Here is a 23,557-nt window from a genome sequence, read left to right on the forward strand (position 1 = left end):
CATGGCGACTTTAGTGCTGACGGCGCTGGGCACGGCGATCGGCGGGCCGCTGGGCGGTGCGATCGGCGGATTGATCGGCAGCAGCCTGGATCAGGCGGTGCTGTTCAAGCCCAAGGGGCGCGAGGGCAGGCGGCTGACCGAGTTGCAGTTGCAGACATCGAGCTATGGCGCGCAGATCCCGAAGCTGTTCGGGAAGATGCGTGCAGCCGGATCGGTTATCTGGGCGACCGACCTTAAGGAAAAGCGCAACAAGAGTGGCGGTGGCAAGGGGCGGCCGAGCGTCACCAGCTATAGCTATTCCGCGAGTTTCGCGGTTGCGTTGTCGGCGCGGCGGGTGCGGGCGGTGCGGCGCATATGGGCGGACGGCAATCTGCTGCGCGGCGTGGGCGGGGATTTCAAGTCGGGGCTGAGCGCGTTCCGCCTGCATTTGGGGGGCGAAGATCAGGCTGCCGATCCGCTCATCGCTTCGGCGGAGGGCGTTGACCGGACGCCGGGGCATCGGGGCATTGCCTATGCAGTGTTCGAGGATTTGCAGCTTGCCGATTATGGCAATCGCATTCCTTCGCTGACCTTCGAGGTGGAGGCGGATGAGGGGGTGGTGACGATCGGGACGGTGGCCGTCGATCTGAATGGGGATGTGCTTGAGGCGGTCGTAGATGGAACCGTCGATGGCTTTGCGGCGGGCGGAGCTGATGTGATCGACGCGATTGGTCCGTTGGTGGAGGCATGGGACCTTGCCTTTGTTGCTGGTGAAGATGGACTGCGGCTGACCGGCACGGGGGGCGATGAGACGGGTGGTGAGATCGGCGCGGGCGCTTTGTGCAAGCGTATCAATGGCCGTGCCATCGACGCCGTCGAACAGTCGGGGGAGAGTGCCGATGCGGTGCCGCTGGCCCTGTCGCTACGCCATTATGATGCGGCGCGGGACTATCAGGCGGGGGTGCAGCGCGTCAGTCGGCCGGGCGCGGGGCGGGTCGAGCGCGGGATCGATCTGCCGGTCACCATGTCGGGCGATGCCGCGCGCCGTCTGGCGGCCCGTCATCTTGGTCATGACTGGACGGGCCGATCCGCCATGACGCTGCGGTGCGGGTGGGACGCCCTGCGCCATGAGCCCGGTGATCTGGTGACGGTCGAGGCCATGCCGGGCCGCTGGCGGGTGGAGGAACGGGAATGGGAAGCCATGGCCGTTCGGTTGGCGCTGCGGCGGGTGCCGGGGGCGGGAGGCGTCTTGCCTGCGGGAGCGTCCTCCGGCGCGATCGTGCGGCAGGCGGATGCGCCGCATGGACCTACTATATTGATGCTGACCGACCTTCCGCCGCTGCGGGAGACGGCGGCCACCGTGCCGTTGATCGCTGCGGCGGCCAGTGGCGGGGAGGGGTGGAGGAACGCGGCCCTGTTCGTGATGAGCGAGACGGGAGAAGCCAATCCGGTCGGCCGCACCGCGCCGCGTGCCGTGATGGGGGAGGCCGACGAGGTGTTGGGGCCGGGGAGCTGGGCTCTGATCGATCTGGTCAACAGCTTGCATGTGACGCTGCTGGCTGCCGACATGGAACTGGGCGACGCGGATGAGGCGGCATTGGCGCAGGGGCGCAATCTTTGCATGGTTGGACGGGAGCTTCTGCAATTTTCCCGCGCGGTGCAGACGGGGGCGGCGAGCTTCCGGCTGGAGGGGCTGCGGCGGGGATTGTTCGGGACCGAATGGGCTATGGATGCGCATGTCGCTGGCGAGCCGTTTCTGCTGATCGAGGAGGAGCGGCTTGCCGAACCTTTTGCAGCCCTGGGCAATGGCGAGATCGGCAGCACGCTGCGGCTTTCGGCGGTCGGGATTGGCGATGCGGAACCGGTGGAGGCAGAGCTGACCGTCAGCGGGGAAGCGGTGACGCCGGTGGCGCCCGTTCACCTTCGCGCCGTTGCCGACGGGGCGGGCGGATGGAATCTGAGCTGGGTCCGGCGGAGCAGGAATGGCTGGCGCTGGATCAGCGGGGCGGATGTGCCGCTGGGCGAGGAAAGTGAGTGTTACGAACTGCGCGTGCTGGCGGATGGCGCCCTGATGCGCCGGATCGAGTCCACATCGCCGTCATGGGCATATGACGCGGACGCATTCGACGCGGATGGCGGCGGCGCATTGACGATCGAGGTGCGGCAGATCGGCTCTTTCGCCCTGGGACGGGCGGCGCGGATCGTCTTGCCGCTTTGATAATCGACAATTGGAAAAAGGAAGTTCGATCATGACGAGCGATGCGACGCCTCGCTGGGCCTTGCCCCAGCTTTTCGCCGGGCAGGCGCAGAAGGAAGTCTTTCACAACGAGGCGCTGGCGCGGATCGACATGCTGCTGCATGGCGCGGTGGAAAGCGCTGACGAGGATGTGCCGCCAACTTCGCCCGACGACGGCCAGTGTTGGATCGTGGCGGAAGGCGCTTCAGGAAGCTGGTCGGGGCAGGATGGGTCGGTCGCCTGTTGGACTGGAGGCGGATGGCGGTTTGTCGCGCCGCGTGCGGGCTTGAGGCTGCGGGTCGTGGACCGGGGGCACTCGATGTATTTCGACGGCAGCGATTGGCAGGATGCAGCGGCTCGCAGCGACGGCTTCTATGTAGGGGGCGAGCGGGTTGCGGGAGCCCGGCAGCCGGCCATAGCCAACCCCGTGGGGGGAAGCTCCATCGACAGTGAGGCGAGAAGTTCCCTGGTATCGATTTTAAATGCGATGCGCAGTCACGGACTGATCGAACCATGACTTGAGGGGTGTCCATCTTTTACAATAGAGGCTCGCGGAAATGCTTGTGCTACCGGGCTTCTCGAGCCGTGTGATGTATTTGAGCAACAGTTTCACCAATTGTGGACTTGCCATGAAACTTTCTTGCCGATACATGGTTTCAGCAGTCCTTCGTGACACTTTTGAAAGGGGAATTCAAATGCGGAAGCTTGCCCTCGCGGCTGTGCTTGCCTCCTCCGCCCTGGCCACCCCGGCCCTGGCGCGTGATAACAGCTGGTATATCGGAATCGATTCCGGTGTTACCATTGTTGAAGATCAGGACATCACCTTCACGCCCGGTATCGATCCAACGACTGGTCTTGGCACTGCCAGCACCACGCTGGAAAATGTCGACTACCACAAGGGTTGGGACGGTGATGCGGTCATCGGTTACGACTTCGGCGGTTTCCGTCTTGAAGCCGAAGCTGGTTACAAGCGTGCCAAGGTTGACCTGGACAACAGCGGTTTCGGCGGTTCCGCGTCGGCCCTTTCGTTCATGCTGAACGGTCTGCTTGACTTCGGTTCGGACGACGGCCTGCAGGGCTTCGTCGGTGGCGGCGTTGGCGTTTCGCGCGCCAAGCTGGCCAATGACCTGGTCAACGACAGCGACACCGGCTTCGCCTGGCAGGCGATTGCGGGCGTTCGCTATCCGCTGACCAACAATGTTGACGTCTCGCTGAAGTATCGCTTCTTCAATCAGGACAACATTGATCTGGTTCCGGCCTACACCACTTCGGTGGGCGTTGCCGGTGGCGATGTCAGCACGAAGCTGCGCACGCACAGCCTTCTGCTGGGTCTGGCGTATAACTTCGGTGAGCCGGCTGCACCTCCGCCGCCTCCGCCGCCCCCGCCTCCGCCGCCCCCGCCGCCCCCGCCGCCGCCTCCGCCGGTCGCTGAGTGCAGCCCTGGGCCGTACATCGTGTTCTTCGAATGGGACAAGTCGGACGTCACGCCTGACGCCGCGACCATTCTGGACAACGCGGTTTCGGCCTACAGCAACTGCGGCAGCGCCCAGGTCATGCTGGCAGGTTATGCGGACCGTTCGGGTTCGGCATCGTACAACGTCGGCCTGTCGCAGCGCCGTGCTGACGCGGTCAAGGCCTACATCTCGTCGAAGGGTATCCCTGACGGCGTGATCACGACCCAGGCGTTCGGTGAATCGAACCCCCGCGTCGAAACCGCCGACGGTGTTCGCGAACTGCAGAACCGTCGCGTGGAAATCACTTACGGTCCGGGTTCGGGTCAGTAAGCAAGATTTCCATCTTCGCGGATGGAACAAGGTTGAGGGGCTGGTCGAAAGACCGGCCCCTTTTCCTTTGCGGTGATCAGGCGCATCGGCGAGCGAGTGGTTTCATAGCCTCCGTCTGGCCGTCAGCGTTGGGGAGATCGGTTGGCATTGTGGACTATATGCGCAACAAATGGCGACTTGCTGCGTTCGCCAGCTATTGCTTCACCGGGAGTGCATTTGATCATGAAAAACGCCCTAATCGTCTTTGCGCCCCTCGCACTTTGCCTGACTGCCTGCGCGAGCGGGGATGGCGGGGCTTTGAATTCCGGGTCGGCCGGGATGCTAAATGCACGCGCTGTCTTGTTGGCTGCGGACGGGTTGGCTCGGGGCGAAGCGAAGGTGACGGAAGCGACGGACGGCCTGCATGTCGATGTGCGGGCAAGCGGGCTCACGCCTGGTGTTCATGCGGTCCATATCCACATGACCGGAACATGCACGCCGCCCGACTTCAAGAGTGCCGGTGGGCATTGGAATCCAACCGCGCGCCAACATGGCCGGGATAACCCGGCGGGCATGCATATGGGAGACATGCCAAACCTGACCGCTGGACCGGATGGGACTGGGCGAATGGAGTTCGTGGTCTCCGGCGCGACCTTGCGCAGTGGGACCAATGCGGTCCTGGACGCAGATGGCGCCGCCATCGTGATCCATGCTCAGGCGGATGACAACAAGACCGATCCTGCGGGTAACGCAGGCGGGCGCATTGCCTGTGGTATATTGTCCGCCGGTTGAAGACGCCCGGCGGGCACGTATTTTAGAGAGCGGACGGGTCGGCAGGGTATACCGCCGCCATCTCATAATGCGCTCCATTCTGCGTGAGGTGGCTTTCGAAAAGGGCAAATTCGTCCACCAGAAATGGAGGACTGGAAAGTCCGGCGTGATAGGTTAGGAACCCGTTCGTGCTGCCCCCGTTACGGCCGAAGCGGGCGAGAGTGAGGTGGGGCAGATAGGCGCGTTGCTCAGCCGGAAAGCCCGCCGCAACACAGGCGCGGTCGATCTTCCGATGAAGCTGGTCGAGCGCATCGCGAGGTTGAACGGCTGCCCATAATGTGTCGGTTCGCCCTTTGCGCTCGAACTGTCCGAGGCCGGACAGGGAGATCGCGACAGGAGCGAAGCGCACGGCTGCCAGCGCCTCGGCCAGATCGTTGGCTTGGTGCCGGTCGGCGTTTCCTACAAAGCGTAAGGTCAGGTGCAGTTGATCCTCGCTCTGCCATCGCGCGCCAGCGATGCCGCTCATCAATGACAATAAGCGCGCCCGGATCGGCTCAGGCGGGCGAATGGCGACGAACAGGCGGTGCATGAGGCCATTATAGCGAGCCTGGGGAATTGTGTCAGCGGAAGCGGAGGAAGGGTGGAGTTGGTGCGCTGGAAGAGGAGCCAGGAAACCATCCTATGTCGTTAGAGCGTTCCAGTCGCTCTTCCCTTGAATTAGCGGCCAGATATGGCGATAATAGCAATGTCGGCGAAGTGCGCCGGTGAAGGAGATTATCTCATGGCCAATTGGTCTGACCCCCGCTCGAACATTGCCGGTTTCGGCGGGACGACGGTTGCGCGCGGCGAGGCTTTCGACGCTGGCCTGCGCAGCTATATGCTGTCGGTTTACAATTATATGGCGAGCGGCGTGCTACTGACGGGCGTCGTTGCCATGCTGTTTGCGTCGAGCGGGCTGGCTTATCAGATCCTGGCTGGCCCCGGCATTCTCAAATATGTCATCATGCTTGCGCCGCTGGCGTTCGTGATGATCATGAGCTTTGGCATGAACCGCCTGTCGACTGTCGCGATGCAGGCGATGTTCTGGGCCTATGCCGCAATGATGGGGCTGTCGCTTTCCTCGGTCCTGCTGGTTTATACCGGCACGTCGGTGGCGCAGACCTTCTTCGCGACGGCAGCGGCTTTCGCGGGCCTTAGCCTGTGGGGTTACACGACGAAGAAGGATCTTTCGGGCTTTGGCACCTTCTTGATCATGGGCGTGGTCGGCCTGCTGGTCGCGTCGCTCATCAACCTGTTCTTGCGGTCGAGCGCGATGGACATGGTGGTCAGCTTTATCGGCGTGCTGCTGTTCGCGGGCCTGACCGCTTATGACACGCAGAAGATCAAGAGCATCTACGCCCACGTTGCTGGCACGGACATGATGGGCAAGTCGGTGGTGATGGGGGCGCTGAACCTCTATCTCGACTTCATCAACATGTTTCTGTTCCTGCTGCGCTTCATGGGTGATCGCCGCTGATCTTCCGGCGGCGGTGCCGAACATGAAAAAGGCCCGATGGCATGCGCCACCGGGCCTTTTTTCTTATGCCGGCTTCTGCATCTGCGCGATGAGGGCGCCGTCGAGTTCCTTCTGCCGCCTGTAGGCGGGGCGCTCACGGAGGCGGGCGGCGTAGGTTTCGAAGGCTGGGCGGCTGTCCATCGTGCCGAAGCTCAATCCCCAGTCGATCTGGGAGCCGACATAGACATCGGCCGCGGTGAACTGGCCGCCGCAGATCCATTGATCGCCTGACACGGCCTTCTCCAGCGTTGCGAGCGTCTGGCCATAGTTGCCGTAGCCCATGGAGCGTTCGCGGTCTTCAGGAACAGTGAGGCCCATCGCCTTGTTGGAAACAGCCGCTTCGACCGGGCCAGCCGCGAAGAACAGCCAGCGATAATAATCCGCCCGCTGCTCCGGCGGAGGCGCGAGGGCTGCGGCGGGGAAAGCGTCGGCCAGATAGGCGCAGATCGCAGCGGCCTCTGTCACGACCTTGCCCTGATGGACGATGGCGGGAACCTTGCCCATCGGATTGATGGCGAGATAATCGGCCGCCTTCATGGTGGTGCCATAGTCCAGGATGATCATGTCATAGGGCTGGCCAACTTCTTCCAGCATCCAGCGTGCGATCTGCCCGCGCGACATGGGGTTGGTGTAGAAGGTGATGTCTGCGGCCATGTGACTCTTCCCTCGTGAAGACGTGGTTGGAATTCGCGGGCGCCAGATTGGCAAATGCTGGTGGTGCCGACCAATGGAATTTTGATTGTGGGGTGGCCGTTTCAGATCACCTTTGATGTTGCGCTTGCCCACCCCCTAACCCCTCCCGCTTGCGGGAGGGGGTATGCGATCCTCCTGACGCTCGCAGGCTTTGCCCAAAAACAAAGGGCGGCCGTGGGAGCCGCCCTTTCATATCTCGTGCCTCGGCCTGCTTACTTGGCCGATTCCGCAGGCTTCGCCTTGCCACCCTTCTTGCCCTTTTTCGGAGCGGCCGGGGTGATTTCAAAGGCCAGCGCATCGTCCTTCAGCCGGACATGCACCTCGCCGCCATGGACGAGCTTTCCGAACAGCAGTTCCTCGGCCAGCGGCTGCTTGATCTTTTCCTGCATCAGGCGGCCCATCGGGCGGGCACCGTAGAGCTTGTCATAGCCCTTCTTGGTCAGCCAGCCCTTGGCATCGTCGTCCAGCGTGATGTGGACGTCGCGGTCGGCCAGTTGCAGTTCGAGTTGGAGCACGAACTTGTCGATGACCCGCGCCACGATCTCCGGCGGCAGATAGCCGAAGGGGACGATGGCATCGAGACGGTTACGGAATTCGGGGGTGAAGAGCTTCTTCACCGCATCCTCCTGCACATCGTCGCGGGTCAGTTCGCCAAAGCCGATGCTTTCCTTTGCCATGTCCGACGCACCGGCATTGGTGGTCATGATGAGGATGGTATTGCGGAAATCCACCGTCTTGCCGTGGTGATCGGTCAGGCGGCCATTATCCATGACCTGCAACAGGATGTTGAACAGGTCGGGATGCGCTTTTTCGATCTCGTCCAGCAGCAGGACGCTGTGCGGATTCTGATCGACCGCATCGGTCAACAGACCGCCCTGGTCATAGCCGACATAGCCCGGAGGCGCACCGATCAGGCGGCTGACCGAGTGCCGCTCCATATATTCCGACATGTCGAACCGCTGGAGCGGGATGCCGAGCAGGTTCGCCAACTGGCGCGCAACCTCCGTCTTGCCGACACCCGTGGGGCCGGAGAAGAGATAGCTGCCGATCGGCTTTTCCGGATCGCGCAGGCCCGCCCGCGACAGCTTGATCGCGGAGGACAATATCTCGATCGCCCGGTTCTGGCCGAAGACGACGCGCTTGAGATCGGTGTCGAGCGAACCCAGCACCGACTTGTCGTCGGCCGAGACGGTCTTGGGAGGAATGCGCGCCATGGTCGCGATGACCTGCTCGATCTCCTTGGGCGTGATCGTCTTCTTGCGCTTGCTGGGCACCACCAGCATCTGCATCGCGCCGACCTCATCGATCACGTCGATCGCCTTGTCCGGCAGCTTGCGGTCGTTGATGTAGCGCGCCGAAAGCTCCACCGCCGCCTTGATTGCGTCGGGAGTATATTTGACGTTGTGATGCTCCTCAAAGGCGCTGCGCAGCCCAGCGAGAATCTTGATCGTGTCTTCGATGGTGGGTTCGTTGACGTCGATCTTCTGGAACCGGCGCAGCAGGGCGCGGTCCTTCTCGAAATGGTTGCGGAACTCCTTGTAGGTGGTCGAACCGATGCAGCGGATCGTGCCGCCTGACAGAGCAGGCTTGAGCAGATTGGACGCATCCATCGCCCCGCCGCTGGTTGCGCCAGCGCCGATCACGGTGTGGATTTCGTCGATGAAGAGAACCGCATGCGGCATCTTCTCCAGCTCGGTGACGACCGCCTTCAGCCGTTCTTCGAAATCGCCGCGATAACGGGTGCCAGCCAGCAGCGCGCCCATGTCGAGCGAGTAGATCACCGCTTCCTTGAGTACGTCTGGAACATCGCCCTCGACGATCTTGCGCGCGAGGCCTTCCGCAATCGCGGTCTTGCCCACGCCCGGATCGCCCACATAGAGCGGGTTGTTCTTCGACCTGCGGCACAGGATCTGGATCGTCCGGTCGACTTCGGCGCTGCGGCCGATCAGCGGGTCAACCTTGCCCCGCATCGCCTTCTCATTGAGGTTGACCGTGAACTGCTCCAAGGCACTGTCCTTCTTGCCCTTGCTGTCCTGCGCCTTTTTTTCCTCTTCCGGAGCGCCCTTTGCGGCGCCTTGCTCCGGAACGGCAGTACCCTTGCCGACGCCGTGGCTGATGTAGCTTACGGCATCCAGTCGGCTCATATCCTGTTGCTGTAGGAAATAGACGGCGTAGCTCTCCCGCTCGGAAAAAAGCGCGACGAGCACATTGGCTCCCGTCACTTCATCCTTGCCGGAAGATTGCACGTGCAGGATGGCGCGTTGGACGACGCGCTGGAAGCCGCTGGTTGGCGAGGGGTCGCTGGACCCTTCCACCTTCAGGCTGTCGAGTTCACTGTCGAGATATTGGGTGACGGCGTCGCCCAGTTCGCCAAGTTCTACGCCGCAGGCCTGCATCACCTTCGAAGCATGCTCGTCATCAATCAGCGCGAGGAGCAGATGCTCCAGCGTCGCATATTCGTGGCGGCGCTCCGACGCATGGGTCAGCGCGTTGTGCAACGTGGTTTCAAGGGCGGGTGCGAAAGATGGCATTTCTATTCTACTCCTGGCCCCAAAGAGGGGCTGACTTGAACCATATGTCGGCATTGCTCGACGGCGGATCAAGGAGGGGTCCCTGATCGCCGGAATTGCGAGACTGCCCGTACCCGGTAAAGCCCATGTCAGGGCCGCAGGGGGCGGGGCGCGGGTTCATCGCTTGAATAACGCCTCAGCACTTGATTTGTGGTTAACGGCGCTTTCAATCTTTGATCTGGTTCGGGCGATTTCACCCTCCAGCGCGCTGATGCGCTCTTCCAGATCGGCAAGGGATAAGGGACCCAAATCCTGTCGAAGCAGTTGGGCCAGCGGATCATCAATCTTGCGAGGCAGATCGTCGTCCATGTCCATAAATGCCAATGTTGACCGCCGGGGCGCCTCTGTCAATAAGGCCCTTAAGCCGCTTGTGATTTTCAGCTGCGGTGCCAGATTATTGCGGGGGATTGGCCATCATGGGGTTTGAAGCGGCACTGCCTGATGAAATGATGGCGATTGCCATTCCATCGCCCGGCGGTCCCGAAGCTCTGGTGGCTGAGCGTCGTCCGGTTCCTGCCCCCGCAGCGGATGAAGTGTTGATCCGGGTCGCCGCCGCAGGCGTGAACCGGCCCGATGTGTTGCAGCGGCAGGGCAAATATCCGCCGCCCCCTGGAGCGTCCGACATTCCGGGGCTGGAGGTTTCCGGCACGATCGTCGCGGCCGGCGGCAGCGCGGAACAACTGATCGGGCAGCGCGTATGCGCCTTGCTCACCGGCGGCGGCTATGCCGAATATGCGGTTGCGCCAGCGGGGCAATGCCTTCCCGTGCCGGACAGCTATGACATTGTCGAGGCGGCGGCATTGCCCGAAACGCTCTTCACCGTCTGGACCAACCTGTTCGAGCGTGCCTATGTCGTCGGAGGCGACACGGTGCTGGTGCATGGTGGGACCAGCGGCATCGGCACGATGGCGATTTCACTCTGCCGCCTCTTTGATATCACCATCATCGTCACCTGCGGCAGCGATGCGAAATGCGAGCAGGCGAAGGCTTGGGGCGCTCATCATGCCATCAATTATCGCGGCCAGGATTTTGTCGAAGAGGTGAAGCGCATTACCGCTGGTCAAGGCGTGCAGGCGGTTCTGGATATGGTCGGCGGCGACTATGTGCCCCGAAACTTGCAGTGCCTTGCCGAAGATGGCCGCCATGTGTCGATCGCGGTACTGGGTGGCGCGAAGGCGGAAATCTTCTTGCCCACGGTGATGACACGGCGGCTGACGCTGACCGGATCGACGCTGCGGCCCCGCTCATCTGCTTTCAAGAGTCTGGTGGCCGACGAAATCATCCGTGAGGTCTGGAGCTTCGTGGAGGAAGGCAGGCTCCGTCCGGCGATGGACCAGCGCTTCCCCTTGGCCGAAGCGGCGCGGGCACATGCGCGCATGGATGCGGGGGAGCATTTCGGCAAGATTGTCCTGACTGTCTGAGGGCCTGTTGGGTGGATTGCGGTCATAGCTAAATCCTCCCCATCGTGAGATGGCGAGGGGGACCGTTCGCGAAGCGAATGGTGGAGGGGATCTCACAGGTCGTGCCATTTTCCCCTCCACCAGCCTGCGACTGGTCCCCCTCCCCACGCTTCGCGCAGGGAGGATTTGGAATGTCCGCCAATGGCTACAAAACAGTCGATCACTTCTATTTCGCGATACCGTAAAACCCCGTAAACCGTAGCATTTCCGTCACATTCGCTGCGGGATTGTAACATTGCGCCGCTAAGGATTCGGTCCCGAGGACAATAGCTCCAGGGGTTGCATCATGAATGCCATCACACGCCTGCCTTTCCTGGCGGACATGAACGAAGGCGCTCAACATTTCGACACGCCGGAACAGGGCGGCAAGCGTCGCCGTTACCGCACGGTCTGGATTTCGGACATCCATCTCGGCACGCGCGGCTGCAATGCGAAGCTGCTGATCGATTTTCTCGACAGCGTCGATAGCGAGACCATGTATCTGGTCGGCGACATCATTGACGGCTGGCGGCTCAAAAGGCGCTTCTACTGGCCCGCCGCGCATAATGACGTGGTCTGGCGCATCATGAAGCGTGCCAAGCGCGGCACTCGCGTCGTCTATATCCCCGGCAATCATGATGAGATGTTCCGCCAGTTCACGGGCCTCAGCTTCGGTGGGGTCGAGATCAGGCGCAAGGCGATCCATGAGACTGCGGACGGCCGCAAGCTCCTTGTCCTGCACGGCGATGAGTTCGACACGATCATGCTGGCCCATCGCTGGCTCGCCTTCGTGGGAGACGCCGCCTACGGCTTGCTGATGCGGCTCAACGTCGTGGTGAACGCGGTGCGCCAGCGCATGGGTCTGCCCTATTGGTCGCTCAGCAAAATGGCCAAGCACAAGGTCAAGAACGCCGTCGAGTTCATCTCCCGCTTTGAAGAAGTGGTTTCGCACGAGGCGGGCGCACGCGGCGTCGATGGCGTGGTCTGCGGGCACATCCACAATGCCGAAATGCGTGAGATCGGCGGCATCCAATATTATAATGACGGCGATTGGGTCGAGGGATGCACCGCGCTTGTCGAACATTTCGACGGCCGTATGGAGGTGCTGCATTGGGCTGATGAAGTCGCGGCACGCGCCGTGGGCGATCAGGTGAGGATCGCCGCCTGATGCGCATCGTCATCGTGACCGACGCCTGGTCGCCTCAAGTGAATGGCGTCGTCCGAACGCTCCAGACCATCCAGGCGGAGCTGGAGGCGCGGGGGCACGCCGTCAAGGTCATCTCGCCCGATCTCTATGGCTCTTTCCCCTGTCCGACCTATCCCGAAATCCGCCTGGCCTTCGTGCGATCGGGCGTGGTGGGCGACGCGATCGCGGCCTTTGAACCGGATGCCGTCCATCTCGCAACCGAAGGGCCGCTCTGCCTTGCCGCGCGGCGCTGGTGCCTGCGGGGCGGGGTGCCTTTCACCACCGCTTATCACACGCATTTTCCCGACTATGTCTCGCGCCGGACAGGACTGCCCGCGCGCTGGTTCTGGTCCTACATTCGCTGGTTTCATGGCCCGGCGCGGGCGGTGCTGGTCTCCACCGGATCGGTGCGGCAGCAGTTGCACGCCCATGGGTTGGCGCAGGTGCGGCCATGGGGCAGGGGAGTGGACCTGTCCGCCTTCACATCCGAGGCAACGCCGCCAACGATATTCGCCAATCTCCCGCGCCCGATCCAGCTCTATGTCGGCCGGGTCGCTATCGAGAAGAATCTCGAGGCATTCCTTGCCAATGATCACCCCGGCAGCAAGGTGGTCGTCGGCGATGGCCCGGCGCGGACCCAGTTGGAACGCGATTATCCCGACGCGCATTTCCTCGGCCCTCTGTTTGGTCAGGAGCTGGCGGGCGCCTATGTCGGCGCCGACGTGTTCGTCTTCCCCAGCCGCACCGACACATTCGGCCTCGTGATGATCGAAGCACTGGCTTGCGGCACTCCTGTCGCGGCTTATCCGGTCAGCGGGCCGGTGGACATCGTGACGCCCGAAACCGGCGCCCTGTCCGAAAATCTGGAGGACGCCGTCGCCGCCGCCCTGCGCTGCGATCGCACCGCCTGCGCCGCCCATGGCCGCAGCTTCAGCTGGGAACGCAGCGCCGACGAATTCCTGACCGGCCTCCACTGCATCGATCCCGTCGTCAGAGACAGCGCGGCCTGACGCTTTTCCTTGCTCCACCGGGTTTCTTGCACTATCTCAGGACGGGCGTGGCCGCCCTGCTTGGGCGGCCCTTGTTGTTTTTAGTGCCGGAGAATCCTCGTGTCCCAGCCTCTCATGCCCCATGCAACCGCCAGCTGGCTGGTCGACAATACCGCGCTCAGCTTTGATCAGATCGCGGAATTTTGCGGGCTCCATATTCTGGAAGTGCAGGCGATCGCCGATGACACGGCTGGCACCAAATATACCGGCCGCGACCCCGTTCGCGCGCATGAAATCACGATGGAGGAAATCCACAAGGGTGAGTCCAACCCCGATTATCGCCTCAAGATGCTGAAAGGCCCCGAGCCTGTCCGTCGTACCAAAGGCCCGCGCTACACGCCGGTGTCCAAGCGTCAGGACAAGCCCGATGGCATCGCGTGGATCCTGCGCAACCACCCGGAAATCTCGGACGGCGCGATCGGCAAGCTGATCGGCACCACCCGCACCACCATCGCCGCCATCCGTGACCGCACGCACTGGAACATCTCCAACATCGTGCCCAAGGATCCGGTGACGCTGGGCCTCTGTTCGCAGCGGGAACTGGACGCGCTGGTGACGAAGGCCGCGAAGAAGCTCGGCATCGAGGCGCCGACCGATTCCCGCCTGGACGGCGACCGCGAGGCACTGATCGAGGAATTGCGCCGCGAGCGCGACGACGCTGCCCGCCGGGCCGAGCAAGCGTTGAAGAGCGAGGCGGAGCTGATCTCGGGCGTTGCCACGATCCTCGACCCGTTCAGCAACAATCAGGGCCAGGTCTGATTCTGCCCTGACGCGCCCTGCTTTACGCTTGCGTAAAGCAGGGGCCTGACATACATCTCCGTTAATGGAGAGCATCGAGACGGTCTGGAAAGACCATTATAATCATCCTTTCCCCTGGGATCAGTCCTTCCCTCCCATGTCGATGGTGGACATGGTCGTGGACAGCGCGACGGCCAATCCCGATGCCGTGATGATCGACTTCCTCGGCCGCAAGACGACCTATGGCGACATGCTCCATGTCATCCGCCGGGTCGCGAAGGGGCTGCAGGACCTGGGCGTGCGAAAAGGTGACCGGGTCGGCCTCTACCTTCCCAACGTCCCCCATTATGTCGCGGCCTATTATGGAGCGATGATGGCGGGTGCGACCGTCGTCAATTTCTCCCCCCTCTACACCGCCGCCGAGCTGGAACATCAGGTCGAGGACAGCGGCACCAAAATCCTCTTCACCCTGTCGGCCAAAGCGTTGCTGCCCACCGCGCAGGAAGTGCTGGACAATAGCAGCCTCGAACGGCTGATCGTCGGCTGCGTCGCGGAGGTGCTGCCACCCGCGAAATCGCTGCTGTTCCGCATATTCAAGCGTAAGGAAACCGCGCCGGTCCCGCATGACCCGCGCATCACAAACTATGCCGACCTGCTCCGCCACGGCGACGACCCAGCGCCTGTCGCGATCGATCCGGTCAACGACGTCGCCCTGCTGCAATATACCGGCGGCACCACCGGGCGACCCAAGGGCGCGATGCTCACTCATCAGAACCTGACCGCCAACGCCCGTCAAATCAGGCTCATCGATCCGCATCCCGAAGCCATCGACCGCATCCTCGCGGTCCTGCCCTTCTTCCATGTCTTCGCCAACACCTGCGTCCTTAACCGTACGGTCCTCAACGGCGGCGAAATGGTGATGCTGCCCCGGTTCGAAGCCGTACAGGTACTCGCCGCCATTCAGCGAACCAGCCCCACCTCGATGCCCGGCGTCCCGACCATGTTCCAGGCGCTGCTCGATCATCCGGCGACGCCGAACATCGATTTCTCCTCGCTACGCCTGTGCATTTCGGGCGGCGCGCCGCTGCCGCTGGAACTCAAGAAACGGTTCGAAGCCGTCACCGGCGCCAAGCTGTGCGAAGGCTATGGCCTTACCGAAAGCAGCCCGGTCGTCTGCTCCAACCCCTATGAAGGACTGAACAAGCCCGGCACCGTGGGTCAACCCGTCCCCGGAACGCACGTAAAGCTCGTGGATCGAGAGGACCCGTCACGGCCGCCGCCCCCCGGTGAGCCCGGCGAACTGGTCTTTGCCGGTCCCCAGATCATGAAGGGCTATTGGCAGCGCCCCGACGCCGACAAGGAAGTCTTCATCGACGGCTGGCTGCGCACCGGCGACGTCGGCCTGATCGACGCCGACGGCTATGTGAAGATCGTCGACCGCCTGAAGGACATGATCGCGGTCGGCGGCTTCAAGGTCTTCCCTAGCCAGGTGGAAGAGGTGCTCTACCACCACCCCGACGTGAAGGAGGCGCTCGTTATCGGCATCCCCGATCCCTATCGCGGCGAGTCCCCCAAAGCGTTCGTCACGCTTCAGGAAGGCGCGAAGACAGATGGCGAGGCACTGAAGGCATGGCTTAACCCCCAACTCGGAAAGCATGAAAAAGTCTGCGAGGTCGAGGTCCGTTTGAACCTTCCCAAGACGCTGGTCGGCAAACTGTCGCGCAAGGAATTGGTCGCCGAAGAACGCGCCAAGGCGGAGGCAGCCACAGGGCAGGCTGGAACGGCTGGCTGAACATAACTATCTTGTGCCCCACACAGGATAAGGAACAGGCGAATGGCCGAAGAAATCGCGACGCTGGCAGGTGGCTGCTTCTGGTGTACCGAAGCGGTATACCAAAATCTGAAAGGCGTCCGGTCGGTCGAAAGCGGCTATCTTGGCGGCCAATTGCCCAATCCTACCTATGAACAGGTCTGCTCAGGCACGACTGGCCATGCCGAAGCGATCCGCATCGCCTTTGACCCGGAAGTCATTTCCTATGGCGACCTGCTCGACATCTTCTTCGCGACGCATGATCCGACGACGCTCAATCGGCAGGGCAACGACATCGGCACCCAATATCGCTCCGCCATTTTCCCCCATTCGCCGGAGCAGGAAGCGGAAGCCAAAGCCGCCATCGCCCGCGCGCAACTGGATCATGGCAACCCGATCGTCACCACGATCGAACCGGACGCCCCCTGGTATCCCGCCGAGGATTACCACCAGAAATATTGGGACCGCGTCGGCGACCGCAACCCCTATTGCATGGCGGTCATTCCCCCCAAGCTCGCCAAATTGCGCAAGGGATTTGCGGAACGGATCGAGGGCTGATCTGGGCCTGACTCATGTCCATTCCCCAACTTCCTACCTCTCCCCGTTCGCCCTGAGCCTGTCGAAGGGCTTTCCTTCCCTTAGAAAGAGAGAGGCTTCGACAGGCTCAGCCCGAACGGGAATAAAGTGGATTCCCCGCAAAATCGCTTAGGCTAAGGTTAATCCTATCCATGCCAAGCACGCCCGCAGTTCACAGGGGAATATCAATGCGCCCATTCGCGACAATTGCCGCCGCCGGAATAATGCTGATCCTCCCGGGCTGCATCGCAAAGACGGCGCTGGACGTAGCCACCCTGCCGGTGCGCGCCGGATCGCAGGCCGCAGATTGGGCCACCACCAGCCAGGAAGAATCCGACCGCAACTATGGCCGCCGCATGCGCAAGCAGGAGGCCAGGGAAGCGCGCGACCGCAAGAAAGCGGAAGAACAACGCCGCCGCGAATGCAAACGCGCTGGCTATCGGGACTGTGATTGAGGCGGGTTACGTTCCGCTGACATTGTATGACCAAATCTAGAGTGTGATCGTCTACACGGAAGTATGCACGCTAAGGCCCTTTTTCCGTCACCCCGGGCTTGACCCGGGGTCCCGCTGCCTCAGCAGCGCCAGATAAGAAGCGGGACCCCGGATCAAGTCCGGGGTGACGATCACTCAAACATGATCTTGCCCTAGGTTCCGTCCGCACTTAGCCTGTCGAAAGGCTCCACCCGAACGACGCCAAAGTCCTTGAGCCCTCAAGCCGCCGCCCGCTTCAACCGATCATTGATTGCCACTCCAATCCCCACATCCGGAATAGGAGCCACCGCAATATGCGTCGCCGCGCTCGCATCGGCGACATGCAGCGCCGCGAACAGATTGGCCGCAGCCTCCTGCACATCGGCATCCGGGCTCAAATTGATATTGCACGGCATCAGGCCAAAGCCGATCAGATATTCGTCCTTCTCCGCCCTCAACGCGTTCAGCCGCACCGGCTTGGATGGCGCATAATGGCTTTCCAACTGACCCGGCGCCTCGATCTTCGCATCGGCCGCGCCCGTCACGACAGGAAGGCCCGTCGCCTGCTCCAGCATCGCCGCCGTTACCGGACCCGGCCGCAACAGTCGGATACGGCCATCCTCAGGCGCGACGATCGTCGACTCCAGCCCCTCGCTTGTCGGCCCCTCATCCAGGATCAGCCGCACCTTGCCATTCAGGCTGGCGAGCACATGCTCGGCCCGTGTAGGGCTGATGGCCCCGCTGCGATTGGCCGATGGCGCGGCGAGTGGTCGCCCGCTTTCCCGGATCAGCGCGCGCATCGCTGGGTGGGCGGGCAGGCGCAGGGCGACCGTCGGCAAGCCCGCCGTCACCAGCGACGAAAGGCCGCTGTCTTCCCGTACCGGCAGCACCATGGTCAGCGCGCCCGGCCAAAATCGCGCCGCCAGCTTGTCCGCCACGGGCGAAAAGACCGCCAGCCGCTCCGCCATCTCCTTGTCCGAAACATGCACGATCAGCGGGTTGAAGCTCGGCCGCCCCTTGGCGCTGTAGATCGCCGCGACCGCGCTTTCGTCCGTCGCGTCGGCGGCCAGCCCATAGACCGTTTCTGTCGGCACCGCGACCGGCTCGCCCGCGCGGATCAGCAGCGCGGCCTCGCGCAGGGCTTCGGCGCCATAGCGGCTGATCCGGGTGGAATAGGCAGGATTTGGGATGGTCACGGCCCCGCGATATAAGCTCCAGCGCCGCAGAGTAAAAGTCCATTACGACAGAAGAATGACAGGGCCACGCGGCTTGCGGGGGCGGGGGAGGCGGATTAAGCCCGGCGCATGAACAAGGAAACTCTCAGCCGCATCGCCGAAGCGCTGGAACGGATCGCGCCGCCACCGGCCATTTCCGCCGACCTCGCCGCCGCGCCCGCCTATGTCTGGGACGGCACCGCGATTCAGGCGGTGGATGCCTTTATCCCTGTAGATTACGACCTTCTGACCGGCATCGACGCGCAAAAGGCGACGTTGCTCGAAAACACCCGCCGCCATGCCGCTGGCCACGCCGCACATGACGCGCTGCTCTGGGGCGCGCGGGGAACGGGCAAGTCCGCGGTCGTCGCCGCCGTCATCGACCGGCTCCAACGGGAGGGCGCTGACATCGCCTTGCTCCAATGCGCGATCGATGAACTGAACAGCTTGCCGCGTCTCTTCTCCCTCCTGCGCACCACGCAGCGCCCCTTCATCCTTTTCCTCGACGATCTCGGTTTCGACGAAAACGGCGTCGGTGACGCGCGCGCGCTGCGCTCATTGCTTCAGGGCGGCACGGCGGCCCGACCCGCCAACGTCCGCCTCTATGTCACCTCTAACCGCCGCCACATCGTCCCGCGCCACCTGTCGGAGCAGGATGACCCGGTCAATCCGCGCGACGTGATCGATGACAAGATGGCGCTGTCCGATCGCTTCGGCCTCAGCCTCGGCTTCCATGCCATTGACCAGCAGGCCTATGTCGACATCGTCTCCGGTTATGCGAACAGCCTCGGCCTCAGCTTCGACCCGCTCGAAGCCATCCAGTGGGCAACTCAGCGCGGCAGCCGTTCAGGCCGCGTCGCCTGGCAATATGTGGTTGAACTGGCGGGCCGCAACGGCCGTTCGCTCTGATCCTTTGTTTGCCGCGATTTCGACCAGCACTCGGTTCCGAGCGCTTGGAAATCGCTCATGAGCATGATCATGTTAGAGTTGTCGTCACCCCGGACTTGATCCGGGGTCCCGCTTTTTATCTTACGCCGCCCAGCCAGCGGGACCCCGGGTCAAGCCCGGGGTGACGGAAAAGGAGCCTTGATGCGGATGCGCCCGCGTAATGCGATCACGCTCTCAATCACTTCGCGCCAGTCACCCGCCAGATGACGCCGCCGACATCGTCGCTGACCAGCAGCGCGCCCTTCGCGTCGCCTGCCACATCGACAGGCCGCCCCCGCGCGTCGCCCTTCGCATCCAGAAAGCCGGTCAGCACATCGACCGGCTTGGCCTTGCCCACCTCGCCATTCGCCTCGAAGGGCACGAACACCACCTTGTAACCGGCGGCAGGCTTGCGGTTCCAGCTGCCATGCAGTCCGACAAAGGCGCCGTTCGCGAACGCCCCGCCGATCTTCACCTTGTCGGCAAAGGCCAGCCCCAGCGGCGCGACATGATTGCCCAGCGCATAATCGGGCCGCTTGGTATATTCGCGCACTTCGGGCCGTTGCGGCTGCACGCGGCGGTCCTCATAACCGCCCCAATAATTCCACGGCCAGCCATAGAAGCCGCCAAACTCTACCCGCGTCAGATAATCAGGCACCAGATCGCTGCCGAGCATGTCGCGCTCATTCACCACACCCCACAGCGCCCCGCTATTGGGCTCGAAAGCCAGCCCCACCGGATTGCGCAGCCCTGAAGCGTAGATGCGATAGTCACCCGTCCTGGGATTGACCTCCAGCACCGCCGCGCGGTTCGCCTCCCCATCCAGGCCGTCCTCGGCGATATTGCTGTTCGACCCGACACCCACATAGAGCAGCCCCGTGGGGCCAGCCACCAGGCTCTTGGTCCAGTGCATGTTGGGCGCGTTCGCGGGCAGGTTCAGGATCTTGCGCCCCTTGGCGGTGATCCGCGTCTCGCCCTCCTTATAGGGGAAAGCCATCAGCGCGTCCGTATTGGCGACGTAAAGCGTCCCGTCCACCAGCGCCATGCCATAGGGCGAGTTGAGCCCGGTCAGGAACGCCGTCTTCACCTCCGCGCGCCCGTCGCCATCCGCGTCGCGCAACAAGGTAATACGGTTGGCCGAAGGAACGCCCGCGCCAGCCTTGTCCATCAAATAGCTCATCACCCGATCGACGATCCCACCGGCTGGGCGGGGCGGGCTGTTCGTCTCGGCCACCAATATGTCGCCATTGGGCAGCACCAGCATCGATCGCGGATGTGCCAGCCCCTCGGCAAAGCGCGCGACGGCAAGGCCCTTCGCCGCGACGGGCTTCTCGCCCGCCGTCCAGGCCTTCACTTCGGCCACGTTGATGGTAGGGATCAGCTCGCTGCGCGGGGCGCTGAAAACCGGCTCCTTGCCCGTGTCCGCACCCGCCGCCAACTGCGCCGTATCCCCTTGCGCCAGATAGAAAATGACGCCCCCGGCGATCAGCAGGAGGATAAGGGTGATGGCGATCAGATGCTTCTTCATGTCGCCTGTCTATGCTGCGAATTCTCGCGCGGCAAGGCGCCCCGTCAGCCCCGTTCGCGCAACCACAGCAGCAGCGCGATTACGCCCCCCAGCGCCGCGCCGGTCAGCAGGCCCGCGCTCGGCTGCCCCATCATGCCGCCGATGATCGCGCCGCCCAGGATTAGCAGCGCGATGATGGCGCCCGCGCCCGTCGGATTCTTCTTGCCATTGGTCATCGGCACCGCCCTTGCCACGGCCCGCCCGCCAAGGCCAGAGCCTTTGCGGATCGCCCCGTCGCGGGACAGCCCAGTCCCGTCGGGAGACAGCCCAGTCCCGTTGCAGGACGACTGTACCGCAACGGGACTTGCCTAACGCGCCATTCACCCTCGAAAGCCGCCCCCATCCGTGGAAGCGGGAAACTGGCACGGCAATTGAACCCTTGGTTTCCATCGCGGCGAGAAATTTTCGGGGGTTCACATGCAGTTGCCATATCTTTCCGACCGCAAAAGCTATGATGACGCGGCGGAGCTGATGGCGGCCTTCGGTGACAATGCGGGCTATGAAGCCGCCGCGCGCGCCGACCGCAGCCGCGACCTCGGCAACTATATCCATTTCTGCCACTGGCGTCAGATTGAGCGGCTGATCGTGCTGCTCACCTACGACGCGCCACTCGGCACGGTTCATTAGAGCCTGATCATCCTAGAATGATCGTCACCCCGGACTTGATCCGGGGTCCCGCTTCTTATCTGAAACCGCCCAGGCAGCGGGACCCCGGGTCAAGCCCGGGGTGACGGAAAAGGAGCCTAGATGCGCATGCTGTAAGACGATCCGCTTAAACCATCAGCGAGCGCGCCCTAAAGCCGCAACCCAGCCGTCTCGGGCAACCCGGCCAATATATTGAGATTCTGCACCGCAGCCCCGGCCGCGCCCTTGCCCAGATTGTCGAGCGCCGCCACCAGCCGCACCTGACCCGCATCCTCATTGCCGAAGACGAACAGCGCCAGCCGATCCGTCGCGCCGACATGCTCGATCGCGACCTGACCCATCGCCGCGCTGTCCTCCAGCGAAGCAACGCTCACGATCGGCGATCCCGCATAGGCATCAGCCAGCGCCGCATGAATGTCCGCAACCTTGGGCGCCCCCGCCATCGCGCGCAGCTGCAACGGCACTTCGACGATCATGCCGCGATAGGCATTGGCCACCGCAGGCGCAAAGATCGGCGGATGCGACAGCCCCGAATAGCGCAGCATCTCCGGGATATGCTTGTGCGTCATGCTCAGGCCATAGGGCCGGAACGCACTCGGCGCGCCGCTTGTCCCTTCAAACTCCGCGATCATCGCCTTGCCGCCGCCGGAATAGCCCGACGCGCCCGACACCGTCACCGGCCAGTCGGCAGGCAGCAACCCGCCAAGCACCAGCGGCCGTATCAGCGCCAGGAAGCCGGTCGGCCAGCACCCCGGATTGGACACGAACCGCGCGTTCGCCAGCTTTTCCCGGTGCCCCGGTTCCAGCTCGGCAAAGCCATAGGTCCAACCGTCCGCAACCCGATGCGCGGTCGACGCATCGATCACGCGCGTCCGGTCATTGTCGATCAACGCCACCGCTTCCCGCGCGGCATCGTCGGGCAGGCACAGGATGACGATATCGGCGGCGTTCAACGCCTCCCGCCGCGCCGCCCCATCCTTCCGCTTGTCCTCGTCCAGCGTGATGAAGGACAGCTCGGGCCGCCCCGCCAACCGCTCGATAATCTCCAGCCCCGTGGTGCCGACGCCGCCGTCGATGAAAATCTTGTGGGTCACGCGCCGATCCTCCGCCGCGAAATTATCGGTTCCGCATGGTCCGCCGTCAGCCGGGCGACCACATCCGCCAATGGTTCAACAACCACGGCCATCCAATGCGCATTGGCATGCAGCAGATTTTCGCCGTCCGTCATGATGCCGACATGGCCGGGGAAAAAGACGAAGTCGCCGCGCTTCAACGGCTCGTCGGAGGGCAGGGGGTTGCCGATGCCTTCCCGCTGCAAGTCCGTATCGCGCGGCGCCTTGATCCCGCACTGACCCAGCGCGACCTGCACAAGTCCCGAACAGTCGATGCCGCGATGGCCCCGTCCGCCCCACACATAGGGCTGGCCAAGGTAGCGCAGCGCCACGGCGACCCAATCGCTTTCCGTCGCATCGGCGCTGACGGCATGCCGCTCATGGACATATCCTTCGGCACAAGCCACGAATCCGTCCGCCGCCTGTCCGGTGAACAGCGCGCCGCCCGGCCAGTAATCGCGAATGGGCGACTTGATGTCGGCCGCGCTGAATAGTGGCGCGGTGCCAGCAAAAATCCGGTGGTTAGTCTCTTCATGCGTGTCCAGCGCCTCGCGCCGCACATAGCCGACATAGCCGTCATGCCCGCAAAAGCCCCAGGCCCAGTCCGTGGTCATGTCCAGCGCATGGAAGCTTTCGCCGCGCAGCAATTCGCTGACGGCCGTAGATGTGACGGCGGGCGAGGACAGCAGCGGCGTGCCCGCCGCAACGCAGGTCAGTTCAATCGAACGGGCATAATGCGCGGAAAACAGCACCCCCGCCAGCGACAGGTCAGCCAGGTCGCCGCGCGCGGCGTGGATGCGGCTGTCCAGTTTGACGGAGCGGCCGTCAAGTTTGAACCGGATACGTTCAGGCGGTGCGTTCCGCGGAGTTGAAGTCGTGGCGTTCATCGCGGCCGGTTCCTGCGATGAAATGGTGAAACGCGTCAAGGAATTCCGCCCCTTTGGGGGTGCGAGTGATGAAAATATTACGCCGATCGGCCGCATCGCGCTCCCGGCGAAGATATCCGAGCGCCGAAAGCTTGTTCAGCGCGCGGGTAATAACCGGCTTCGACACATGCAGCGCCTCGGCGAGTCCCCGCACCGTATGCGGCCCCGCGCTGATGTAAACGGTCATCATCAACGCCATTTGCCGGTTGGTAAGATCGGGCCTGCCGGATCGCACATAATCGACCAGCGTGCGCATCCATTGGGCAAGTTGTTTCAGACCTGGGCGGTTCAGCTCAGTAGTCTGTTCCTGTGCAGAAGCGGCATCCAT

General features: G+C 63.0%; 24 protein-coding genes. 14 read left to right on the top strand and 10 right to left on the bottom strand.

The features are described 5' to 3' along the window. Position 1 precedes the first annotated feature (1 nt). The 4 genes from ACZ51H_RS01920 to ACZ51H_RS01935 all read left to right on the top strand — a co-directional run bounded on the left by ACZ51H_RS01920 (position 2) and on the right by ACZ51H_RS01935 (position 4,770). A complete protein-coding gene (locus ACZ51H_RS01920) occupies positions 2–2,197 on the top strand; it encodes a phage tail protein (protein WP_464802281.1) in 2,196 nt (731 codons plus the stop codon). Positions 2,198–2,228: 31 nt separating this feature from the next. Further along, positions 2,229–2,732, top strand: coding sequence for a DUF2793 domain-containing protein (locus ACZ51H_RS01925; protein ID WP_464802282.1), 504 nt, complete (start codon positions 2,229–2,231; stop codon positions 2,730–2,732). A 178-nt stretch (positions 2,733–2,910) separates the two neighbouring features. After that, positions 2,911–3,999, top strand: coding sequence for an OmpA family protein (locus ACZ51H_RS01930; RefSeq protein WP_449471471.1), 1,089 nt, complete (start codon positions 2,911–2,913; stop codon positions 3,997–3,999). 222 nt (positions 4,000–4,221) lie between these two features. Next, the gene (locus ACZ51H_RS01935) at positions 4,222–4,770 is read left to right on the top strand and encodes a superoxide dismutase family protein (protein WP_464802283.1); all 549 of its coding nucleotides are present in this window, start codon (positions 4,222–4,224) and stop codon (positions 4,768–4,770) included. 22 nt (positions 4,771–4,792) lie between these two features. Here the strand turns inward: ACZ51H_RS01935 and thpR are convergent, their stop codons facing one another. After that, a complete protein-coding gene (gene thpR / locus ACZ51H_RS01940; protein ID WP_464802284.1) occupies positions 4,793–5,338 on the bottom strand; it encodes an RNA 2',3'-cyclic phosphodiesterase in 546 nt (181 codons plus the stop codon). A gap of 192 nt (positions 5,339–5,530) precedes the next feature. Here thpR and ACZ51H_RS01945 point away from each other — a divergent pair, with 192 nt between their 5' ends. After that, a complete protein-coding gene (locus ACZ51H_RS01945) occupies positions 5,531–6,265 on the top strand; it encodes a Bax inhibitor-1/YccA family protein (protein WP_464794404.1) in 735 nt (244 codons plus the stop codon). Between the two features lie 63 nt (positions 6,266–6,328). Here ACZ51H_RS01945 and ACZ51H_RS01950 read toward each other — a convergent pair whose 3' ends face one another. The 3 genes from ACZ51H_RS01950 to ACZ51H_RS01960 all read right to left on the bottom strand — a co-directional run bounded on the left by ACZ51H_RS01950 (position 6,329) and on the right by ACZ51H_RS01960 (position 9,882). Further along, positions 6,329–6,958, bottom strand: a complete 630-nt coding sequence (locus ACZ51H_RS01950) for a glutathione S-transferase family protein (protein ID WP_464802285.1) — start codon at positions 6,956–6,958, stop codon at positions 6,329–6,331. Between the two features lie 251 nt (positions 6,959–7,209). Further along, a complete protein-coding gene (gene clpA, locus ACZ51H_RS01955) occupies positions 7,210–9,528 on the bottom strand; it encodes an ATP-dependent Clp protease ATP-binding subunit ClpA (protein ID WP_449471478.1) in 2,319 nt (772 codons plus the stop codon). Between the two features lie 156 nt (positions 9,529–9,684). Next, the gene (locus tag ACZ51H_RS01960; RefSeq protein ID WP_449471479.1) at positions 9,685–9,882 is read right to left on the bottom strand and encodes a DUF1192 domain-containing protein; all 198 of its coding nucleotides are present in this window, start codon (positions 9,880–9,882) and stop codon (positions 9,685–9,687) included. Positions 9,883–9,983: 101 nt separating this feature from the next. Between ACZ51H_RS01960 and ACZ51H_RS01965 the strand changes: the two genes are divergently transcribed. The 7 genes from ACZ51H_RS01965 (at position 9,984) to ACZ51H_RS01995 (ending at position 16,820) form a co-directional block, all read left to right on the top strand. After that, positions 9,984–10,988 (top strand): NAD(P)H-quinone oxidoreductase, encoded by a 1,005-nt coding sequence (locus tag ACZ51H_RS01965; protein ID WP_464802286.1) that lies wholly within the window; start codon positions 9,984–9,986, stop codon positions 10,986–10,988. Positions 10,989–11,313: 325 nt separating this feature from the next. Then, positions 11,314–12,174, top strand: coding sequence for a UDP-2,3-diacylglucosamine diphosphatase (locus tag ACZ51H_RS01970; RefSeq protein WP_464802287.1), 861 nt, complete (start codon positions 11,314–11,316; stop codon positions 12,172–12,174). Continuing rightward, on the top strand, positions 12,174–13,202 hold the full coding sequence (locus ACZ51H_RS01975; RefSeq protein WP_464802288.1) for a glycosyltransferase family 4 protein: 1,029 nt from the start codon (positions 12,174–12,176) through the stop codon (positions 13,200–13,202). Before ACZ51H_RS01970 ends, ACZ51H_RS01975 begins: the two co-directional genes overlap by 1 nt. A 114-nt stretch (positions 13,203–13,316) precedes the next feature. Beyond that, positions 13,317–14,000 carry a DUF1013 domain-containing protein gene (locus ACZ51H_RS01980; protein ID WP_460988174.1) on the top strand — a complete coding sequence of 228 codons (684 nt, stop codon included), beginning with the start codon at positions 13,317–13,319 and terminating at the stop codon, positions 13,998–14,000. 64 nt (positions 14,001–14,064) lie between these two features. Then, a complete protein-coding gene (locus ACZ51H_RS01985; RefSeq protein ID WP_464802289.1) occupies positions 14,065–15,771 on the top strand; it encodes a long-chain-fatty-acid--CoA ligase in 1,707 nt (568 codons plus the stop codon). A 42-nt stretch (positions 15,772–15,813) separates the two neighbouring features. Beyond that, entirely contained in the window at positions 15,814–16,347 is a 534-nt protein-coding gene (gene msrA / locus ACZ51H_RS01990; protein ID WP_464802290.1) for a peptide-methionine (S)-S-oxide reductase MsrA, read from the top strand. A gap of 206 nt (positions 16,348–16,553) precedes the next feature. Next, the gene (locus tag ACZ51H_RS01995; RefSeq protein WP_464802291.1) at positions 16,554–16,820 is read left to right on the top strand and encodes a hypothetical protein; all 267 of its coding nucleotides are present in this window, start codon (positions 16,554–16,556) and stop codon (positions 16,818–16,820) included. A 257-nt stretch (positions 16,821–17,077) separates the two neighbouring features. Here ACZ51H_RS01995 and ACZ51H_RS02000 read toward each other — a convergent pair whose 3' ends face one another. Further along, complete coding sequence (locus ACZ51H_RS02000; RefSeq protein ID WP_464802292.1) at positions 17,078–18,034, bottom strand: L-threonylcarbamoyladenylate synthase; 957 nt, start codon at positions 18,032–18,034, stop codon at positions 17,078–17,080. 108 nt (positions 18,035–18,142) lie between these two features. Between ACZ51H_RS02000 and ACZ51H_RS02005 the strand changes: the two genes are divergently transcribed. After that, positions 18,143–18,961 (top strand): ATP-binding protein, encoded by an 819-nt coding sequence (locus ACZ51H_RS02005; RefSeq protein WP_464802293.1) that lies wholly within the window; start codon positions 18,143–18,145, stop codon positions 18,959–18,961. 217 nt (positions 18,962–19,178) lie between these two features. Here ACZ51H_RS02005 and ACZ51H_RS02010 read toward each other — a convergent pair whose 3' ends face one another. Beyond that, positions 19,179–20,507, bottom strand: coding sequence for a PQQ-dependent sugar dehydrogenase (locus ACZ51H_RS02010; protein ID WP_464802294.1), 1,329 nt, complete (start codon positions 20,505–20,507; stop codon positions 19,179–19,181). 44 nt (positions 20,508–20,551) lie between these two features. Beyond that, complete coding sequence (locus tag ACZ51H_RS02015) at positions 20,552–20,722, bottom strand: hypothetical protein (RefSeq protein WP_464802295.1); 171 nt, start codon at positions 20,720–20,722, stop codon at positions 20,552–20,554. A gap of 241 nt (positions 20,723–20,963) precedes the next feature. Between ACZ51H_RS02015 and ACZ51H_RS02020 the strand changes: the two genes are divergently transcribed. Further along, positions 20,964–21,173: a hypothetical protein gene (locus tag ACZ51H_RS02020; protein WP_196225688.1), complete on the top strand. Its 210-nt coding sequence runs from the start codon at positions 20,964–20,966 to the stop codon at positions 21,171–21,173. 167 nt (positions 21,174–21,340) lie between these two features. Here the strand turns inward: ACZ51H_RS02020 and argC are convergent, their stop codons facing one another. Genes argC through ACZ51H_RS02035 form a run of 3 tightly spaced genes read right to left on the bottom strand, consistent with a single transcriptional unit; the run spans position 21,341 to position 23,557 of the window. Next, on the bottom strand, positions 21,341–22,285 hold the full coding sequence (argC, locus tag ACZ51H_RS02025; RefSeq protein ID WP_464802296.1) for an N-acetyl-gamma-glutamyl-phosphate reductase: 945 nt from the start codon (positions 22,283–22,285) through the stop codon (positions 21,341–21,343). Continuing rightward, entirely contained in the window at positions 22,282–23,190 is a 909-nt protein-coding gene (locus ACZ51H_RS02030; protein ID WP_449471497.1) for a C40 family peptidase, read from the bottom strand. The genes argC and ACZ51H_RS02030 overlap by 4 nt, the downstream gene beginning before the upstream one ends. After that, positions 23,150–23,557: a MarR family winged helix-turn-helix transcriptional regulator gene (locus ACZ51H_RS02035; protein ID WP_196225691.1), complete on the bottom strand. Its 408-nt coding sequence runs from the start codon at positions 23,555–23,557 to the stop codon at positions 23,150–23,152. The genes ACZ51H_RS02030 and ACZ51H_RS02035 overlap by 41 nt, the downstream gene beginning before the upstream one ends.

It is taken from the genome of Sphingobium sp. TomMM15 (genome assembly GCF_055397045.1).

Bases quoted from the DNA above. Each gene is read 5' to 3' on its own strand.
- ACZ51H_RS01980 (WP_460988174.1), top strand. From the start codon at position 13,317: ATGCCCCATGCAACCGCCAGCTGGCTGGTCGACAATACCGCGCTCAGC.
- ACZ51H_RS01975 (WP_464802288.1), top strand. From the start codon at position 12,174: ATGCGCATCGTCATCGTGACCGACGCCTGGTCGCCTCAAGTGAATGGC.
- ACZ51H_RS01925 (WP_464802282.1), top strand. From the start codon at position 2,229: ATGACGAGCGATGCGACGCCTCGCTGGGCCTTGCCCCAGCTTTTCGCC.
- ACZ51H_RS02020 (WP_196225688.1), top strand. From the start codon at position 20,964: ATGCAGTTGCCATATCTTTCCGACCGCAAAAGCTATGATGACGCGGCG.
- ACZ51H_RS02030 (WP_449471497.1), bottom strand. From the start codon at position 23,190: ATGAACGCCACGACTTCAACTCCGCGGAACGCACCGCCTGAACGTATC.
- ACZ51H_RS01985 (WP_464802289.1), top strand. From the start codon at position 14,065: ATGGAGAGCATCGAGACGGTCTGGAAAGACCATTATAATCATCCTTTC.
- thpR (WP_464802284.1), bottom strand. From the start codon at position 5,338: ATGCACCGCCTGTTCGTCGCCATTCGCCCGCCTGAGCCGATCCGGGCG.
- ACZ51H_RS02010 (WP_464802294.1), bottom strand. From the start codon at position 20,507: ATGAAGAAGCATCTGATCGCCATCACCCTTATCCTCCTGCTGATCGCC.
- clpA (WP_449471478.1), bottom strand. From the start codon at position 9,528: ATGCCATCTTTCGCACCCGCCCTTGAAACCACGTTGCACAACGCGCTG.
- ACZ51H_RS02015 (WP_464802295.1), bottom strand. From the start codon at position 20,722: ATGACCAATGGCAAGAAGAATCCGACGGGCGCGGGCGCCATCATCGCG.
- ACZ51H_RS02035 (WP_196225691.1), bottom strand. From the start codon at position 23,557: ATGGATGCCGCTTCTGCACAGGAACAGACTACTGAGCTGAACCGCCCA.
- ACZ51H_RS01960 (WP_449471479.1), bottom strand. From the start codon at position 9,882: ATGGACATGGACGACGATCTGCCTCGCAAGATTGATGATCCGCTGGCC.
- ACZ51H_RS01935 (WP_464802283.1), top strand. From the start codon at position 4,222: ATGAAAAACGCCCTAATCGTCTTTGCGCCCCTCGCACTTTGCCTGACT.
- ACZ51H_RS01970 (WP_464802287.1), top strand. From the start codon at position 11,314: ATGAATGCCATCACACGCCTGCCTTTCCTGGCGGACATGAACGAAGGC.
- ACZ51H_RS01950 (WP_464802285.1), bottom strand. From the start codon at position 6,958: ATGGCCGCAGACATCACCTTCTACACCAACCCCATGTCGCGCGGGCAG.
- ACZ51H_RS01945 (WP_464794404.1), top strand. From the start codon at position 5,531: ATGGCCAATTGGTCTGACCCCCGCTCGAACATTGCCGGTTTCGGCGGG.
- ACZ51H_RS02005 (WP_464802293.1), top strand. From the start codon at position 18,143: ATGAACAAGGAAACTCTCAGCCGCATCGCCGAAGCGCTGGAACGGATC.
- ACZ51H_RS01920 (WP_464802281.1), top strand. From the start codon at position 2: ATGGCGACTTTAGTGCTGACGGCGCTGGGCACGGCGATCGGCGGGCCG.
- ACZ51H_RS01995 (WP_464802291.1), top strand. From the start codon at position 16,554: ATGCGCCCATTCGCGACAATTGCCGCCGCCGGAATAATGCTGATCCTC.
- ACZ51H_RS01930 (WP_449471471.1), top strand. From the start codon at position 2,911: ATGCGGAAGCTTGCCCTCGCGGCTGTGCTTGCCTCCTCCGCCCTGGCC.
- ACZ51H_RS01965 (WP_464802286.1), top strand. From the start codon at position 9,984: ATGGGGTTTGAAGCGGCACTGCCTGATGAAATGATGGCGATTGCCATT.
- msrA (WP_464802290.1), top strand. From the start codon at position 15,814: ATGGCCGAAGAAATCGCGACGCTGGCAGGTGGCTGCTTCTGGTGTACC.